General features: G+C 66.5%; 17 protein-coding genes and 1 pseudogene. 1 reads left to right on the top strand and 17 read right to left on the bottom strand.

What is annotated here, in order from left to right:
- Positions 1 to 50: 50 nt before the first annotated feature.
- From METLW3_RS25025 to METLW3_RS28050, 5 genes and pseudogenes are all read right to left on the bottom strand, one after another.
- Positions 51 to 617: pseudogene (locus tag METLW3_RS25025) on the bottom strand (GrpB family protein).
- Positions 523 to 1,101 (bottom strand): cob(I)yrinic acid a,c-diamide adenosyltransferase, encoded by a 579-nt coding sequence (locus METLW3_RS0103225; protein ID WP_024878562.1) that lies wholly within the window; start codon positions 1,099 to 1,101, stop codon positions 523 to 525. The pseudogene METLW3_RS25025 and the gene METLW3_RS0103225 overlap by 95 nt, the downstream one beginning before the upstream one ends.
- Before the next feature lie 17 nt (positions 1,102 to 1,118).
- On the bottom strand, positions 1,119 to 1,310 hold the full coding sequence (locus METLW3_RS0103230) for a twin transmembrane helix small protein (RefSeq protein ID WP_018266862.1): 192 nt from the start codon (positions 1,308 to 1,310) through the stop codon (positions 1,119 to 1,121).
- Positions 1,311 to 1,456: 146 nt separating this feature from the next.
- Positions 1,457 to 1,936 (bottom strand): cupin domain-containing protein, encoded by a 480-nt coding sequence (locus tag METLW3_RS25030; RefSeq protein ID WP_024878564.1) that lies wholly within the window; start codon positions 1,934 to 1,936, stop codon positions 1,457 to 1,459.
- Positions 1,937 to 2,072: 136 nt separating this feature from the next.
- Positions 2,073 to 2,570 (bottom strand): hypothetical protein, encoded by a 498-nt coding sequence (locus METLW3_RS28050; protein WP_134187957.1) that lies wholly within the window; start codon positions 2,568 to 2,570, stop codon positions 2,073 to 2,075.
- A gap of 185 nt (positions 2,571 to 2,755) precedes the next feature.
- Here METLW3_RS28050 and METLW3_RS0103250 point away from each other — a divergent pair, with 185 nt between their 5' ends.
- Entirely contained in the window at positions 2,756 to 3,346 is a 591-nt protein-coding gene (locus tag METLW3_RS0103250; RefSeq protein ID WP_024878567.1) for a TetR/AcrR family transcriptional regulator, read from the top strand.
- Between the two features lie 86 nt (positions 3,347 to 3,432).
- On the opposite strand, the gene METLW3_RS0103255 is transcribed toward METLW3_RS0103250, so the two are convergent.
- The 12 genes from METLW3_RS0103255 to METLW3_RS0103305 form a co-directional block, all read right to left on the bottom strand.
- On the bottom strand, positions 3,433 to 5,904 hold the full coding sequence (locus METLW3_RS0103255; protein WP_024878568.1) for a TIGR02302 family protein: 2,472 nt from the start codon (positions 5,902 to 5,904) through the stop codon (positions 3,433 to 3,435).
- A gap of 114 nt (positions 5,905 to 6,018) precedes the next feature.
- On the bottom strand, positions 6,019 to 7,161 hold the full coding sequence (locus tag METLW3_RS0103260) for a hypothetical protein (RefSeq protein WP_024878569.1): 1,143 nt from the start codon (positions 7,159 to 7,161) through the stop codon (positions 6,019 to 6,021).
- Positions 7,158 to 7,316 carry a cbb3-type cytochrome oxidase assembly protein CcoS gene (ccoS, locus tag METLW3_RS0103265; protein WP_024878570.1) on the bottom strand — a complete coding sequence of 53 codons (159 nt, stop codon included), beginning with the start codon at positions 7,314 to 7,316 and terminating at the stop codon, positions 7,158 to 7,160. Before ccoS ends, METLW3_RS0103260 begins: the two co-directional genes overlap by 4 nt.
- Complete coding sequence (locus METLW3_RS0103270; RefSeq protein ID WP_024878571.1) at positions 7,313 to 9,556, bottom strand: heavy metal translocating P-type ATPase; 2,244 nt, start codon at positions 9,554 to 9,556, stop codon at positions 7,313 to 7,315. Before METLW3_RS0103270 ends, ccoS begins: the two co-directional genes overlap by 4 nt.
- Before the next feature lie 7 nt (positions 9,557 to 9,563).
- Positions 9,564 to 10,070, bottom strand: coding sequence for a FixH family protein (locus METLW3_RS0103275; RefSeq protein ID WP_024878572.1), 507 nt, complete (start codon positions 10,068 to 10,070; stop codon positions 9,564 to 9,566).
- Positions 10,071 to 10,080: 10 nt separating this feature from the next.
- A complete protein-coding gene (gene ccoG / locus METLW3_RS0103280) occupies positions 10,081 to 11,529 on the bottom strand; it encodes a cytochrome c oxidase accessory protein CcoG (RefSeq protein ID WP_024878573.1) in 1,449 nt (482 codons plus the stop codon).
- Positions 11,530 to 11,540: 11 nt separating this feature from the next.
- Entirely contained in the window at positions 11,541 to 12,428 is an 888-nt protein-coding gene (ccoP, locus tag METLW3_RS0103285; RefSeq protein ID WP_024878574.1) for a cytochrome-c oxidase, cbb3-type subunit III, read from the bottom strand.
- Between the two features lie 4 nt (positions 12,429 to 12,432).
- The gene (locus METLW3_RS27310; RefSeq protein WP_064033792.1) at positions 12,433 to 12,585 is read right to left on the bottom strand and encodes a cbb3-type cytochrome c oxidase subunit 3; all 153 of its coding nucleotides are present in this window, start codon (positions 12,583 to 12,585) and stop codon (positions 12,433 to 12,435) included.
- Positions 12,586 to 12,588: 3 nt separating this feature from the next.
- Positions 12,589 to 13,347 carry a cytochrome-c oxidase, cbb3-type subunit II gene (gene ccoO, locus METLW3_RS0103290; protein ID WP_024878575.1) on the bottom strand — a complete coding sequence of 253 codons (759 nt, stop codon included), beginning with the start codon at positions 13,345 to 13,347 and terminating at the stop codon, positions 12,589 to 12,591.
- A gap of 12 nt (positions 13,348 to 13,359) precedes the next feature.
- Complete coding sequence (ccoN, locus tag METLW3_RS0103295; RefSeq protein WP_134188005.1) at positions 13,360 to 14,964, bottom strand: cytochrome-c oxidase, cbb3-type subunit I; 1,605 nt, start codon at positions 14,962 to 14,964, stop codon at positions 13,360 to 13,362.
- Positions 14,965 to 15,358: 394 nt separating this feature from the next.
- Positions 15,359 to 15,829 (bottom strand): SH3 domain-containing protein, encoded by a 471-nt coding sequence (locus METLW3_RS0103300; protein ID WP_024878577.1) that lies wholly within the window; start codon positions 15,827 to 15,829, stop codon positions 15,359 to 15,361.
- Between the two features lie 168 nt (positions 15,830 to 15,997).
- Positions 15,998 to 16,393, bottom strand: a complete 396-nt coding sequence (locus METLW3_RS0103305) for a hypothetical protein (protein ID WP_024878578.1) — start codon at positions 16,391 to 16,393, stop codon at positions 15,998 to 16,000.
- Between the last annotated feature and the right edge of the window lie 44 nt (positions 16,394 to 16,437).

Raw genomic sequence — 16,437 nt, forward strand, 5'->3', positions numbered from 1 at the left:
TTCGCGCCGATTCCTCTCGCGCCATGCGAGCGCTTCGCTTTCCATCGCCTTCACAAAGGCGGCCTTCTCATCGGTATAATCGTGCGAATTGTCCGGGTGCAGCGCGCGGGCGCGGCGCTTCTCCCGCTCATAGGCGCGCGCCGCCTCTGGATGCGCGCGCAAATAATCGCGAAAGGCGAGGTGGCGCGCCACTCCCGGCGAATTCGCCGCGAAGAAATGCACATTGGCGAGGCGCCCACCGGCGGCGTCCGAGCAGGTGCAGAAGCGCCGACCTTCTATTCCGTAGTCGCCGTGCCATTCATAGCCGAGCGCCTCCACCTCGCTCCGCCGCGCATCGAGCTCGGCGAGATCGCTCACCACTTGGCTGTGAGGCCCGGCACGGAGGTCGAGCCGATATGATGAATGGCCTCGACCAGCGGGCCGAGAGTCTTCAGCCGCTCCGCATGCGCGGCGGCGAGCTGAGGCCAGCGCGGATCATAAGCGCTGAGAACGACTGGGAGCGGCGCGGGCATGGCGGTCGTCTCAGCGCGTCGCGCCCGGCGTCCACAGCACGTCGCCCCTGTCCTTGTTCGCATAGCGCGCGGCGACGAAGAGGAAATCCGAGAGGCGATTGACATAGCGCAGCGCCGTGGCGCCGACGGCCTCCTCCGGGGCGTTGGCGAGCGCCACCATTATGCGCTCGGCGCGGCGGCTCACCGTGCGGGCGAGATGGAGATGCGCGGCCGCCGCCGTTCCGCCCGGCAGCACGAAGGATTTGAGCGGCGCGAGGGTCGCGTTCAGCTCGTCGATCTCGCGCTCCAGCCGATCGACCTGCGATTGCACGATCGCGAGGCTGTTCTCCGACGCCGCCTCACCCGGCTTCAGCGGCGTCGCCAGCTCCGCGCCGAGGTCGAAGAGATCGCTCTGTATGCGCTCCAGCATGGCGTCGAGCGCGGCGTCCTCGCCCGTGGCGAGCCGCGCGAGGCCGATGGCCGCATTGGTCTCGTCCACCGCGCCATAGGCTTCGACGCGCAGATCGTCCTTGCGGCGACGCTCGCCGCCGACCAGGGAAGTGGCGCCGGCGTCCCCGCCGCGCGTGTAGATCTTGTCGAGGCGGACCATGTTAGGCGGCTCTTGCTCTAGTGACGAAAGGCGAGGATCGCCAGGATCAGCAGCAGAGCGCAAAATTGCAAGCCCACGCGCCAGCGCATGAGCTTTTGCGAGAGATTGCCGTCGCCGCCGCGCAGCACATTGCCGAGGCCGAGCAGCACGACAATGGCGACGACGGCGACCGCGCCCATGACGGCGATGTTGGACCAGCTGGACATCATGGGGGCCGCTCCTCCCAGAGGCGCTCGCTCTGTTACGGTTCAATGACTAATGGAGCGGGGGGCGATGGGCAAGCGGGGAGCGCGAGGCGGGGCGCGCCGGGGGATTTCGGCTCGGTGTCGGTCCGTTCCCGCTTCGATCTCGCATGTCACGGAATGATGAGAAAGGGCTGGCCCTTTTTGACCGTGTAGGCGATCAGATATTTCAGTGGTGAAGAGGCGTCTGGATTTCGGAAAATCATGTGCGGAACCTCGGCCTTGTCCTGATAGCTCTCCCCTGCCGCAAACCTCCTCGGCTCCTCGCCCGCGTACTGCGATTCCGCTACGCCCTCCAGTATGTAGTTGTGGGCGACCGAGGGATGGTGGTGAGCGGGTAATCCCACGCCCGCAGGATAGCTGGTGAGGACCAAGCGAAACTCTTCCCCCGCGCTGTTTTCATAGCGTTCGAGAGTCGTGCGGCTGATCCCGTCCGAAGAGACGATCGTATCGCTGAGCGTTTTCATTTGCGCGCTCAGCGGCTTGGTGGAAAACGCAAAGGCGGCGCCCAGCATCCCTCCTAGGAACAAGCGTCTCTTGATGTCCGCCTCGATTTTCGTGATCGCGATCTCGGATGCGTGCGAAAGCCTCATTTCGACTTCTCACCTCTGATGCGAACGGGGACATTCGACTTTTTGCGCGCGTGGAGCGCATGGAGTCGATCAGTTCGCTGCAACAGAACCCGCCGGGCCGCAAAGCGTCGCCCGGCGGCGCTTTTTTTGAAACGCCCTATTTGCAGATCTCGCCGGCATAGCGGACGAGGCCGACCAAATTTTCTGGATCACGCAAGTCGACGAGCCCGTAACTGTTGAACTGCCCTTTGTAGCCCTTCAACGTCCCACGGGTCACATTTTCCTGAATGTGGTAGGAAATCTCGATCATGAACCGACCGGGTTTTCCCGGCACGGCGGTAAGAACTGCCAGATCCTTGGTCTGAAAGGCGCCGCCGTCGTCTCGACCGAAATAATGCTCCATATCCATTTCGAGACCGGTCGGGGTTTGTCGTTGCGCGATGATCTTTCCAGCCGCCGTGTTCACGCTCCCGGTCAGCGCGGCGGAAATGATCATCGAATTGTCTCCTTCTGCAAAAAAATTCGGTATCGCTACGCCGCCGATCGTCATGCAGGCTTGGTTTCCTGCCTGGGCTTTTCCTGCCTGGGCTCCTGACGCGGCGGTCAGCGCGATCACAGCCGCGACGGCCGATCGGAATCGGATTTTCTCGAGCATGAGATTTTTCTCCTGATTGGTGCGGCTGGAACGCCGTGGCCATTCCGCAAATGGCGATCGGCGGTCGGGGCATTGCGCCCCGGCTGCTCTATAAATATAACGATCGGTATATCAGACATAGGATAACGATCGCTATCTTGTCAACGAGAAATATAGCGATCGTGATAAAAAGCCATCGAGGGCGGATGTCTACGAAGAAGGAGCAGACCCGCGAGCGCATGCGCGATGCGGCGAGTCGGAGCTTCCGCAGCCATGGGTACGCGGGGGTCGGCGTCGACGCCATCGCCAAGGCGGCGGGCGTCACGTCGGGAGCCTTTTACGCCCATTTCGGCTCGAAGGACGGCGCATTTCGCGATGCGCTGGAACAGGGACTCGACGAGGTGATCGGAGCCATTCCGCAGTATCAGAGCGAGCACGGCGCCGACTGGGTGCGAGCCTTCGCCGATTATTATCTCGGCAAGGCCCATCGTGACGATCTCGCATGCGGCTGCGCGATGACGACCCTTTCGCCCGAGGTCGCGCGATCGGGACCGGACGTCAAAGCCCTTTTCGAAACGAAAATGAAAAAGATCGCAGGCCTCGTCGCCGACGGCTTGCCGGGCGGAGACGAGGAGCAGCGACTCTCTCGCGCCTGGTCGATGCTCGGCATTTTGATCGGCGGATTGACGCTGGTGCGTTCTATGAAGAGCAATCGGCTGGCGGAGCAAATCGCCAAGTCGATACGCAGAGGCGCCGTTGACGCCGCCGCCTCGCTCCGTGCGGGGGAGGACGACTGAACGGGCGTTCGCGCTCAGTTCGACTGGATCGTGTACGACTCGTCGTGTGCGTCAGCGGCGTGACGGCCCACCACAGCGCACCCCCCTCACCGCCGCAACAACCTCTCGAAATAATCCAGCTCCTCGGCCGGGCGCTCCGGCTGGCCGAGACGGCGGCGCAGTTCCTCCTGCACGCGGCGGGCGCGCACGGCCGGCGGCAGGCCGAGCGGATCGTAATGGGCGCCGGCCTCCTGGCCGCGTTGGCGGCCGGTCGGGCGGCCGAGCGGATCGGCGCCCTCGCCGGGGCGCATTCCGGCGCGGCGGCCCGTGCGGCCGTTCTGGCCCTCGCCTTCTTCCCCCTCGCCCTGCATGCGGGAGGCGAGCTGGTCGGCCCCGCGGCGCAGCGCCTGCAGCGCGCGGCCCTGGGCGTCCACGGCGCGGCCGGTTCCCTCGCCGCCGGGGCCGAGCGCCTTCTCGGCCTCCTTCATCGCCTTGTCGGCGTCGGAGAGATCGGGCGAGGCCTCGCCGGCGCGGCGCAGCCGGTCCTGCTCATGCTCCAAGCGGTCGCGCAACGCCTTCTGCCGTCCGCGCGCATCGTCGGAGGAAGAGGATTGGCCCTTGCCGCCGCGTCGCGGCTCGCCGCCGGACTGCTGGCCGCCCGATTGCTGGCCGCGATTGGTCTCGTCGCGCAATTGCTGCTCCTCGCGCGTCAGCTTGTCGAGCTCGTCCAGCGCGCGCGACATTTCCCGCGCGCGAGGGTCGGAGCGGCCGGCCTGCGCGGGGCGAAGATTTTCCAGCACATCCTGCAGATCGTCGAGCAGGCGCTGCGCCTCGGCGAGATCGCCGGAGCGCTCGGCCTTCTCGATCTCGCTCAGCATGGAATTGAGATCGTCCGGCGTCAGCACGCGCTGATCGCCCTGCTGCGGCGCGGAGCGCTCGGCGTTCTTGCCGTTCTTCTGGCCGAGGCCGTTCAGGAATTTTTCCATCGCCGCGCGCAGATCCTGCGTCAGCTTTGCGATCTCCTCCTCGCTCGCGCCGCGCTCCAAAGCCTCGCGCAGCTCCTTTTGCGCCGCGCGCAGATCGTGCTCGGCCTGCGCGACGTCGCCTTCCTCGAGCGAGAGCGCCATGGCCCAGAGCAGATCGGCGACCTCGCGCAGATCGGCGTCGTCGCGCGCCGCTTGCAGCCGCGCCTTGGCGGCGCTCAGCCCCAGGAAGATCGAGGAGGGGGTCTCGAACAGCGCCGAGCCCAGCGACAGAGCGTCCACCGCCGTCAGCACGCGGGCGGAATGGTCGGGGTCGAGCGCCAGATTGCGGCGCTGCTCGGCGAGCGCGCGGGCCAGCGGCTTGGCGAAACGGCGCTCCGGCAGAGTGACGTCCAGCGGCGCGGAGAAGCCGTCATTGCCGCCCTCGTCATGGGCGACCAGCGTCAGCGCCACGCGCGCGCCGGCCCAGGGGTGGTCGGAGAAGTCGAGCGTCGCCTTGGCCTCGCCGAGGCCGCCGCGGGTCGGCGGCACGGGCAGGGCGAGGCGCGGCGGCGGATAGAGCGAGCGGCTCGGCCGCGCCGAGGCGGGCAGAGCGGCGACCGCCTCGCCGGCGATGACGCCATAATCATCATCGGTGCGAAAGCCGAGCGTCATGGTGCCGCGCGCATTATTGCGCGGCGGCTGCGTGATCTCGATCGTCGGCGCGCGATCCGGGATCGCCTGAATGCGGAACTCCCCGGCGCCGCGCAGCGCCAGAGCGGCGTCGCCGGCGAGCTTGAAGCGTTCCTCGGCCTCGCCGCTCGCCTGCTTCTGCTTGCCGCCCTCGATCGGCGCGAGCCCGCCGCTCGTCGTCGCGGCGCCGCGCGCGCCGAGGCTGCGCAGCACCAGCGTCGAATTCACGGGCGCCGAGATCTGCGCCCAAGGCCCTTCGGCGCGCTGCGGCACCACGATCGGCGGCCGGCCCGTATAGGCCGGCGGCTCGAACCAGGCGTCGACCCTCGCCCCCGTCGCGGAAGCGGGGCCGCTCTCCCAATCGAAGGCGGAGAGAAGCCGCGTCTCGCGATCCGGCCCGGCGACAAAGGCCGCGGCCACGGCGGCGACCAGCGCGGCCGCGCGCAGAGCGAAAGGATCGCGCTGCGGCAGGCCGGGGTCCGGCGGCGTCACCTCTATCGCCGCGAGCTTGCGCTCGAGCCGGCCGCGATGCAGCGCCCAGAGCGTGCGCGTCGTCGGATCGTCGGCGCCGCCGGCGAGCGTGTCCTCGAGCGAGGCGGCGGGCCGATGCTCCGCGCCGGGCGAGGCGTCGAGACGCGCCAGAGCTTCGCGCCGCCGCGGCGTTCCGGCGACGAGGCCGCGCCCGACGATCCACAGAGCCGCCAGCGCAAAAGCGCCGACGCCGAGCGCCCGCGCGCTCGCGCCGATCTCGAGCCAGAGGCCGGCGAAGGAGACCGCAAGGAAAATGAGAAGCAGCGTGGCCAGCCCGGCGGCGACGCGCGCCAGCCGCTCGAGCGCCAGCGCCGCCAGCGAGCGCCGCACCAGAGCCTCCAGCGTGGGCGAAGCCTCGCTGCGGTCGCTCTCTTTCTTGCGCCAGAAGCTCATAATTCTCGTCCTCGCCGGGCAATTTAGCGCGCGAGCGCCGGCCGCGCAGGCCCGTCCCGGAGGGGAGTCTACGCCGAATTCAGCAATTTGCGAAAAGCATGCGGCGAAATCGGGTCAAAGGGCCAGCGCGCCCGCAGCCGCCGCGCCGAGCAGGCAGAGGTCATGCAGCGCCAGCGCAGCCGGCGGCGGAGGGCCTTTCTCGTGCAACAGCCGCAGCGCGCCGATATTGGCGAGCGACCAGCCGGCGCCGATCGCCGCCATTCCCCCCGCCAGAAGCGCGGGCGAGGCGGAAAAGCGCAGCAGCGCGAAAGCTCCCGCCAGAGCGATGAGCCCGACGCAAAGCGTCTTCAGCGCGGGAAAGAACGTCGGCCAGCGCGCCGCCAGCGCGGCGGGGCCATACATTGCGAGCAGATGCCAAGCCATCGCTGCGCCGACGAAGCTCTGCGCCGCCCCGCAGAGGGCGAGCGACAATGGTCCGCGCAGCATGGCCGCCGCCATGATCGCCCAAGCCGCCGCGCCGGCGAGCGTCAGCAGCGCAAATCGGACTTTGACCGAATCGCGATCGTGAGCTGTAGCGTATTCCTCTCCTTCATCCTGAGGAGGTCTCGTAGAGACCGTCTCGAAGGACGAAGGAGAGGAAGGCGCGTCAGCGAAACCATGCGGCGCGCGCACCGCCAGAGCGAGCGCGAAAATCTGCAGCAGCGATGCACAGAGCAAGGTCGCCGCTCCGCCTCCCGCGAGCTCTGCGCAAAAAACCACGAGCGGCGCCATCAGCGCGGCGAGCGCGCCCCCCGCCAGCACGCTTACTCCGCCCTGAGCGGAGGCCGCTATATGGCGATAGAAGAGGCCGAAGCCCTGCGCCAGCCCGAGCCACAGCGCGCCGAGGCACAGCGCCGGGAAATGTCCGTGCGTCATGCCGAAGGCGGCGAGCAGCCCGCCGCCGACGCCGAGGCTCGCTCCGAGCGCGAAGGCGCCGCGTCGTCCGAAGCCGTCGACGAGCAGCGCCGCCGGAAAGGAGGCGAGCGCCGCGCCGATGAGCATCAGCGCCAGCGGCCAGCCGATCTCCTCCGCGCGCGGCGCGATGAGCAGCGCCGCTTGCGGCAGTTGCGAGAGCGCCAAAGCCTGCGCCAGCACGCCGAGCCCGAAGCCGAGCGCGAGCCGCAGCGTCGATGGCGCATCGTCGGTCTCGCCCATGCGTGGGCATAGGCAGAGCGTCTCGCTCGGCCGCGCGAGCAGCGGATCGAATTGGAGGCTCATGCTCGCGCATCCTCCACATCATCGTCGGCGAGCGCACGTGCGGCGGCGCCTTCGAGATCCTCATATTGACCCGCATTCAGCGACCAGACGAAAGCCGCGAGACCGAGCGCGCCGAGCAGCAGAGCGAGCGGAACGAGAAAGAGAAGGACATTCATGCGGGCGACTCCTTCTCTACGGCTATGTGATGCATGTGGTCCTTGCGCGCCAGGGCTCCCGGCTCGTCGGAGCGACGGCGGCCGGCGCGCAGCGCATTGAGCGTGACGATGAGCGAGGAGCTCGACATTGCGATGGCGGCGATGAGCGGCGTCAGCAATCCCGCCATGGCCAGCGGCGCGGCGATCATGTTGTAGAGAAGCGAGAGCGCGAGATTCTGGCGCATCAGCGCGCGCGCTCGTCGCGCCGCGTCGATCGTCGTCACAATGGGCGCGAGGCCTTCGCCGAGGAAGACGGCGTCGGCCGCCGCCTGCGCGATCTCTGCCGCGTCGATCGGCGACAGCGACACATGCGCTGCGGCGAGCGCCGGCGCGTCATTGATCCCATCGCCGATCATCAGCACTTTGCGCCCCTGCGCGCGCAGCGCCTCGAGACGCGCCACCTTATCGGCGGGCTTCATCGCGCCGCGCCACTCCGCGACGCCGAGCGTGCGCGCCGCAGCCTCCACCGGCTCCACGCGATCGCCAGACAGAATGATGACGCGCAAGCCGCGATCCACGAGCGCTTCGATGGTCTCGCGCGCGTCGTAACGCAAGCGCTGCCGCACGACGAGCGCCGCGATGCGCTCGCCGTGGCGGAAGGCGATGACGGACGCGTCCCCACGCGCCGCGCGCGCTGCGCAGTCGCGCTCGACTCCGCAAAAGCGGGCGTCGCCGAGACTCGCCTCGACGCCGTCGACCATGGCCACGACGCCGGCGCCTTGCTCCTCGCGCGCGCCGTCGATCGCCGCGGCATATGGATATTCGCATGCGACTGCGCGAGCGAGCGGATGACGGCTCGAATGAGCGAGCCGCGCGGCGAGCTCGAGCAAGGTCGGCTCGATCTCCTGCGCATTGACGATGCGCGGCTCCGGCGTCGTCAGCGTGCCGGTCTTGTCGAAGACGACAGTGTCGATCTCGGCGAGACGCTCCAGCGCATCGTCGGAATTGAGCAGCACGCCAGCGCGAAACAGCGCGCCGCTCGCCGCGACTTGCACGGCGGGCGCGGCGAGCGCCAGCGCGCAAGGGCAGGTGACGATCAGCACGGCGATGGCCGTCACCAGCGCATCATGCAGCGAGGCGCCGGCCGCGAGCCAGGCGAGCAGCGCGCCGAGCGCGGCGAGATGCACCAGCGGCGCATAGAGGCGCGAGACGCGATCGGCGAGGCGCAGATAGCGCGAGCGCGCCGCCGTCGCCTTCTCCACCAGGCGTTCGATCTCGTCGATGAGCGAATCGCCGGCCGCGGCCTGCACGCGCATCGTCAGCGCGCCGTCGAAATTCAGCGCGCCGGCATAGACCGTATCGCCCGCAGAAACGCTGCGGCGGCGCGTCTCGCCGGTGACGAGGCTCTCATCGAGGCTCGCCTCGCCGGAAAGAACGACGCCATCGGCGGGAATGCGCTCGCCCGGCCGCGTCAGCACGCGATCGCCCGGCGCCAGCGCGGCGAGCGGAACGTAATTTTGCGCGCCATCGGCGGCGATGCGACAAGCGGCGGGCGCGCGCAGAGCGGCGAGATTGGCGGCGACGGCGCGCGTCTTGCGGCGCATGGCGCAATCGAGATAACGCGCCAGCAGCAAAAAGGCGAGCAGCATTGTCGCCGAATCGAAATAGGCGTGCGGCGCGTGGGTGAGCGTCTCATAGACCGACATTGCGAGCGACAGCAGCACGCCGAGCGAGATCGGCACGTCTATGTTGAGCCGCCGCGCGCGCAGCGCGGCGAAGGCGCTGGCAAAGAAGGGCTGGCCGGCGAAAGCCGTGGCGGGCAGAGCGATCAGCGCGGAGACGCCATGGAAGAAGTCGCGCGTCGCTTCGTCCATATCGCCGCCGAGCCAGACGGCCTCGGACAGCATCATCACATTCACCGTCGCGAAGCCGGCGACGGCGAGACAGCGCAGCAGGCGCCGCGCGATCTCGCGCTCCGCGCTCTCGCCGCTCTCGCGCTCGAACGGCCGGGCGCGATAGCCCATGCGTCGCAGCCTTTCCGACACGGCGGCGAAGTCGAATGTCGGCGCCGTCCATTCCAGCGAGAGGCGGCGATCGGCGTAATTCACGCGCGCCGCGACGAGATCGGGAACGGCCTTCAGCGCCGCTTCGATCTCGAAAATGCAGGCGGCGCAGGTCATGCCGTCCAGCGCCAGCTCCAGGCGTAGCGCGCCATTGCGGTCGCGCGTCGCGAGAGCGGAGAAATCGACGTCCATGGTCATGGGGCGCTCAATCGATGCGAATGCGGCTCTTGGAGCGGAACATTTCATGGCCGTCGCGCGTCGCGACCAGCACGAGATCGCGGAAGCCGGATTCGATGACGATCGGCGCCTCATAGCGGCCCGGCGCGATCTCCGCGAGATCGACGGCGACATCCTTGCGGCCATCGACCGGCGCGCGGATTTCCGCCATGAGCTTCAGCCCCGACAGGCCGCCATTTTCGTCGCGCAGCGTAACCGAGACGAGATTCTCCCAGGCGCCGCGGCGCAAAATCGTCGCCTCGACTTTCCAGTCGCGCGCGCTCTGCTCGCGGGCGCCGGCGATGTCGAGATTATAGGCGAGGCCCCTCTCATAGGCGCGGCTCACCTCCTCGCCGCGGAAGGTGGAGATGGCGGCGTAGATCATCACGCCATCGACCGTGGCGATGACGCCGAAAAACAGAACGAGCAGCGAAAGAACCTGCCAACCGCCGAGGCGACGCTGCGGCGCCGCGCGCATCAGATTTGTGTGCGACATGGCTTTTTCCTCATGGAGTCACGAATACGTCTCTCATAGTGACGGATGCGTCGCTCTCCAGCTCTTTGGAGGTGAAGAGGATCGGCGTCTGTCCCTTGGCTCTGCGCGCGCCGCGCCATGTGACGAGCACGCGCGTCTCGCGCGTCTGATCGGCGCCGACGCCGACGATCATTCGGCCTTCGGCGTCGGGCTCGACGCCGACGATCTCCACCTCGGCGCCCTCGACGCCGCTGGTCTCCAGCAGAAAGCGACGCGGCTCGGCGCTCATATTGGCGAAGCGAATCGTATAGGCGTTGCGAATGCTGCCGTCGGCCAGCGTGACGGCGAGCGGATTGCGATCATGCAGCACGGAGAGGCGCGCATCCTCGCGCGTCGCCAGCTTTGCGGACATGAGCCCGGCGATCGCCACGATGAGCGCCGCGTAGATGATGGTGCGCGCGCGCAATGGCTTGTAGACGGGCGCCTCGCCCTTGCGACGGCGCTCGCAATTCATCTGCGTGTCATAGGCGATGAGCCGCGCCGAGCGGCCGATCTTCGCCATCACGGCGTCGCAGGCGTCTATGCACAGGCCGCATTGCACGCAGCCGAGCGAGGCGCCTTTGCGAATGTCGACGCCTGTCGGGCAGACGGCGACGCATTGGCCGCAATCGACGCAATCGCCGGCCGGCGCGCCGGCGAGGCGAAGCGCGCTCGCCTGCTTCAGCGACATGCGCGGCTCGCCGCGATCATAGCGATAGGTGACATTCAGCGCATATTCGTCGGTGAGCGCGGCCTGTATGCGCGGCCAGGGGCACATATAGAGGCACACCTGCTCGCGCATATGGCCGGCGAGCATATAGGTGGTGAAGGTGAGTATGCCGATCCAAATATAGGCTTCCGAGATTCCCGGCTGGAAGGTCGCGAGCGCATAGACGAGCGTCGGCGCGTCGGCGAAATAGAGCACCCAGGCGCCGCCCGTCCACCAGGCGATGAGAAGCCATAGCGCATGCTTGGCGATCTTCTCGCGCCAAATCTTCGCCGTGCGTGGGCCGGCGTCCTTGCGGGCGCGCTCGCGCGCATCGCCCTCTATCCAACGCTCGGCGGAAAGATAGAGATCGGTCCACACAGTCTGCGGGCAGAGATAGCCGCACCATATGCGCCCGGCGAGCGCGTTCATCAGAAAGAGGGTGAGCGCGGCGAGGATCAAGAGGCCGGTGAGATAATAGACCTCCTGCGGCCAGATCTCGATGAAGAAGAAATAGAAGCGTCGATGCAGAAAATCGACGAGCACCGCTTGCGACGGGGCGTCGGGGCCACGATCCCAGCGCACGAAAGGCAGCAGATAATAGACCGAGAGAGTGAATGCCAGCAGCCACCATTTGATGCGGCGGAACTCGCCTTCGACCTCTTTCGGATAGATCGTCTTGCGTGGCGCATAGAGCGAGCCGCTCTTCGCCTTGCCCATATCGGCGCTCGTCATTTTCCTCTCCCTCACTCGCCGCCGCCGAGCGTATGCACATAGATGGTGAGCGCCTTGATCGTCGGCTCGTCGAGGCGATCCTTCCACGCCGGCATCACGCCGCCGCCGCCATTGGCGATGCGGCTCGCGATCGTCTCCTTGTCGGAGCCGAACAGCCACAGAGCGTCGGTGAGATTGGGCGCGCCCATATCGCGATTGCCCTTGCCGTCGACGCCATGGCAGACGGAGCAATTGTCATCGAAGAGCTTGGCGCCTTGCGCAGTCGCTATGCCGCCGGGAAGCTTCGCCATTGCGCGAAGCTGATCGGCGACGATGGAAATCTGCTTCGCGTCGAGCATTCCATCGCGGCCGAAGGCGGGCATGGTCTCGCTGCGCGTCTCCTTATCGGCGTCCCAGCGCACGCCATGCTCAATGGTGCGGCGAATATCGGCGAGCTTGCCGCCCCACAGCCAATCATCGTCATTGAGATTGGGATAGCCCTTCGCGCCTTGCGCGCCGGCGCCATGGCAGCCGGCGCAATTATTGGCGAAAGCGGCGGCGCCCAATGCGCGCACGGCGCTGAGCAATTGCGGCCGCGCCTCTATCTCCTCCAGCGGCGCGTTGGCGAGGCGCTCCAGCACCGGGCCGCGAATCTCGCTCAGCTGCTCCATGTCGCGCGCGACCGATGCGCGCGAATGCCAGCCGATGAGGCCCTGCGTGCCGCCGGAAAGAGTCGGCAGCGCCGGATAGGCGAGAAAATAGCCGATCGACCACAGGATGGTCGCATAGAAGGTGATGACCCACCAGCGCGGCAGCGGCGTGTCGAGCTCTTCTATGCCGTCCCATTCATGGCCGGTCGTTCTGGTCTTGGAATGCGGATCGATGCGGGCCGCGTCGCTGTGAGCTTGTCGCGTCGACATGTCTTCAGTCCTCTCGCATTGGCGTCTCGGCGGCGCGTCGGAATTTTTCGCGATTGGAGGGCCATAGCGCATAGGCCAGGACTCCGGCGAACAATGCGACGAAGAAGAAAAGGCCCGAGCTCGCTGAAAGCTCTCGCCACGATTCGTAAGTGGTCATGGCTCACCTCACATTCACTGCGGCTTTGTCGTCATAGAGCTTGAAATTCACCGAGACGCCGAGATGCTGCAGATAGGCGATGAGCGCATCCTCCTCGGTGACGCCGCTCTTGCCGGTCTGGTCATTGACGACGACATTGGGATAGCGGCGGCGCAGCGCTTCGGCGCCCGGATCATCGGGCGCGCTCTGCGCCGAAAGATCGGCCTTGGCATTGTCGATTTGCGCATCGCTATAAGGCACGCCGACGAGACGCAGCGTTTTCATCTGCTCGACGATATGCTCGGCGTCGAGCGGCGTCTGCACGAGGAAGGGATAGCCCGGCATGATCGACGCCGGCACGACGGAGCGCGGATCGCGCAAATGGTCGCGCTGCCAATCATTGGAGTAGCGTCCGCCGACGCGCGCGAGATCCGGCCCGTTGCGCTTGGAGCCCCATTGGAACGGATGGTCATACATGCTCTCGGCGGCGAGCGAGTAATGACCGTAGCGCTCCACCTCGTCGCGCAAGGGACGGATCATCTGCGAATGGCAGGTGTAGCAGCCTTCGCGCACATAGATGTTGTAGCCGGAAAGCTCGAGCGGCGAATAGGGCCGCACGCCCTCCACTTTCTCGATCGTGTTGTGCAGATAGAAGAGCGGCACGATCTCGATGATTCCGCCGATCGAGACCAGCAGCAGGATCGCCAGCAGAAGCAGGATCGAATTGGTCTCGAGCCGCTTCTGCAGGCCGCCCGTCTGCGTGTTGCGCGCAATGTCGGACATGTCTCTCTCCTCTTATTGCGCGGGGGCGGGAAGGGGCGAGAATTCTGTGGCGCTCGCCGCCGCGGGCGCGCGCAGCGTCTTGTAGATATTGTAGACCATGATGAGCGCGCCGATGAGGAAGAGGCCGCCGCCCGCCGCGCGGATCACATATTCGGGATGCAGCGCCTCGGTGGTCTCGATGAAGGAATATTCCAAGAATCCCTGCGGCGTGTAGGCGCGCCACATCAGCCCTTGCATTATGCCGGCGACCCACATCGCCGATATGTAGAAGACGATGCCGATGGTCGCGATCCAGAAGTGCCAGTCGACGAGCTTCAGCGAATAGAGCTTGCGGCCGAAAACCCAGGGGATGAGGCAATAGAGCGCGCCGAAGGAGACGAAGCCGACCCAGCCGAGGCTGCCCGAATGCACATGGCCTATGCCCCAATCGGTGTAATGCGAGAGCGCATTCACCGCCTTCACAGACATCAGCGGCCCTTCAAAAGTGGACATTCCGTAGAAGGCCACGGAGACGACGAGCATGCGCAGCACGGGATCAGTGCGCAGCCGGTCCCATGCGCCGGAGAGAGTCATGAGGCCGTTGATCATGCCGCCCCAGGAGGGCATCCACAGCATGATGGAGAAGGTCATGCCGAGCGTCTGCGCCCAATCGGGCAGCGCCGTATAGTGCAGATGATGCGGGCCGGCCCAGATGTAGAGGAAGATCAGCGCCCAGAAATGCACGATGGAGAGGCGATAGGAATAGATCGGCCGCTCGGCGCGCTTGGGCACGAAATAATACATTATGCCGAGAAAGCCCGCGGTGAGGAAGAAGCCGACGGCGTTATGGCCATACCACCATTGGATCATCGCATCCTGCACGCCGGCCCAGACGATCACCGATCTCGGCGAGAAGACGGAGATCGGAATCTCGGTGTTGTTGCCGAGCACGAGAACCGCGACCGTCACGATGAAGGCGAGGAAGAACCAATTGGCGACATAGATGTGCGGCTCCTCGCGCTTGGCCAAAGTGGCGAGGAAGACGATGAGGTAGACGACCCAGACCACGACGAGCCAGAGGATCGCATACCATTCCGGCTCGGCGTATTCGTGCCCGCGCGTGACGCCGAGCAGATAGCCGGTGCCGGCGATGAGGATGAAGAAATTATAGCCGAGGACGACGAACCAAGGCGCGAGATCTCCGGCGAGCCGCGTGCGGCAGGTGCGCTGCACGACATAGAAGGAGGTGGCGAGCAGCACATTGCCGCCGAAGGCGAAGATCACCGCCGAAGTGTGCAAGGGCCGCAGGCGCCCGAAGTTGATCCAGGGCAGATCGAGATTGAAGGCCGGAAAGGCGAGCTCCAGCGCGATATAGAGTCCGACGGCGAAGCCGGCGACGCCCCAGAACAATGCGGCCAGTGCGCAAAAGCGGATCGGCCCGTAATTGTAATTGGGCCGTCCGTCGATGAAGGGCGCGGGCGCCTCCGCGTCGCGCAGCTCGTAGCGCTTCAGCAGTGCGAAGACGGCGACGATGGAGCCGAGCGCGAATAGAGCGGCGTGGAACGCATAGGCCGGCGTATGCGCGCGCGAGGCGACGAAGCCGGCGAACGCCGCGAAGGCGATGAAGAGAAGCGTCATCGCCGCTTCTGAAAAGGTGACGGATTTTGCGGGAGCGTCATTCGGCGCCATGGGCGGGATCCTCGCGGACTGGCGGGAAGGCGCGGGGCGCTTCGCGTGTCGCGCGCCCTGCCTTTCGTCTTTGATCACGCGTAAGAGTCTATCGCTCGCGCGGCGATGCGATTTGATATCGATCAAGAAAAGCGGCGTGCGTCCCGCGCTGCGCACAAATGTCACAGGCGAATGAAAATCGTGCGTTATTTTCCCTGGAATTCTGGGACTTTCACGCATGCGCTTCGCAGCGCGCAAACGTCAAAAAACGAGACGCGCGCTTATTTGTCGCAATGCGCGGCGCCTGCGCGCGCGTCGATACGCGCTGCGCGCAGCGGCGTTTTCGCGTCGCAATTCGCGGATGTCAGAACCAGCCGAAGCCCGGCCGCCAGATGGCGTTGCGATACCAAGGCACATAGCCGCCGGGAAATCCGTAGCGCCATTGCACGGCGTTGGCTCCCTCATAGGCCCAAGGGCCGGTGTACCAGGGACCGGCGGAGTCGTAAGGATCAAAGAGTGGCGGAATGTCGCGCCGCCACACATAGGCGCCGAGCGGCGGCAGGATGGGCGTCTCCACCGGCCGCGCGGCGATCGGCACGAGCGCCGGCTGCGCGACATAGCCGGCGGACCCTGCGTAAGTGACGCGGCACCAATCGGAGCGGCAGGAGGCGACCTCGAGCACCGCGTCCGGGGGAATGGCGAGAAGAGCGGCGAAGCTCAGGCCCGGGCCGGAGCGTAGGTTGACGAGCTCGCCGACCTTGGCGGGCTTTCCCTGCGTCTGCGACGAAAAGAGAAGAAAAGGCGCGCAGAGGCAGGAAAGGAAGAAAGAGCGCATGGAGCCTCGCTCGAAACGAATTTTCCAAAAAGATTCGACTCGAAAATTCTAGCATCGAAAGAGTGGGGGCGCGCTCGCTTTCTGTCCGCGAAACTCGCTCGCGCGGCGCACGTACGAAAGACGCGCGGAAACATGTTCCGCGCGTCTGCTCGCCTCGCCGCGTCTCGATTACTCGAAGATGCGCAGCGGAGCCGTGATGAGGCCGACCGGAGCCGCGACCGGAGCGGGCGCTATGGCGACGGCCGGAGCCGGCGCGACGGCGACCACCGGGGTGGGGGCCACGACGACCGAGGTGACGACCGGCCTCACGACGATCGGACGCGCGAGCAGCGAGCTGGCGATGAAGCCGATCTTGCCGGCATAGGCGACGCGCGACCAGCCGCCGATGTGGCCGTGCACATCGACCACCGCCTGCGGGGGAACCGCGAGGATGGGCAGGAAGTCGAGGCCGGGACCCGTGCGGAAGGCGGCGAGGTCGGTGACGACGCGCGGGAAGGCCGCGGCCGAGCCGACGGAGCCGAGCAGAGCGGCGGCGGCGAGGACGGATGCGATTTTCGATTTCATTCAAGACCTCCGTAATAGGCATGCCGTTCGGCAATCATGATGCC

The sequence above is a fragment of the Methylosinus sp. LW3 genome (genome assembly GCF_000527115.1).
GTDB lineage: Bacteria > Pseudomonadota > Alphaproteobacteria > Rhizobiales > Beijerinckiaceae > Methylosinus.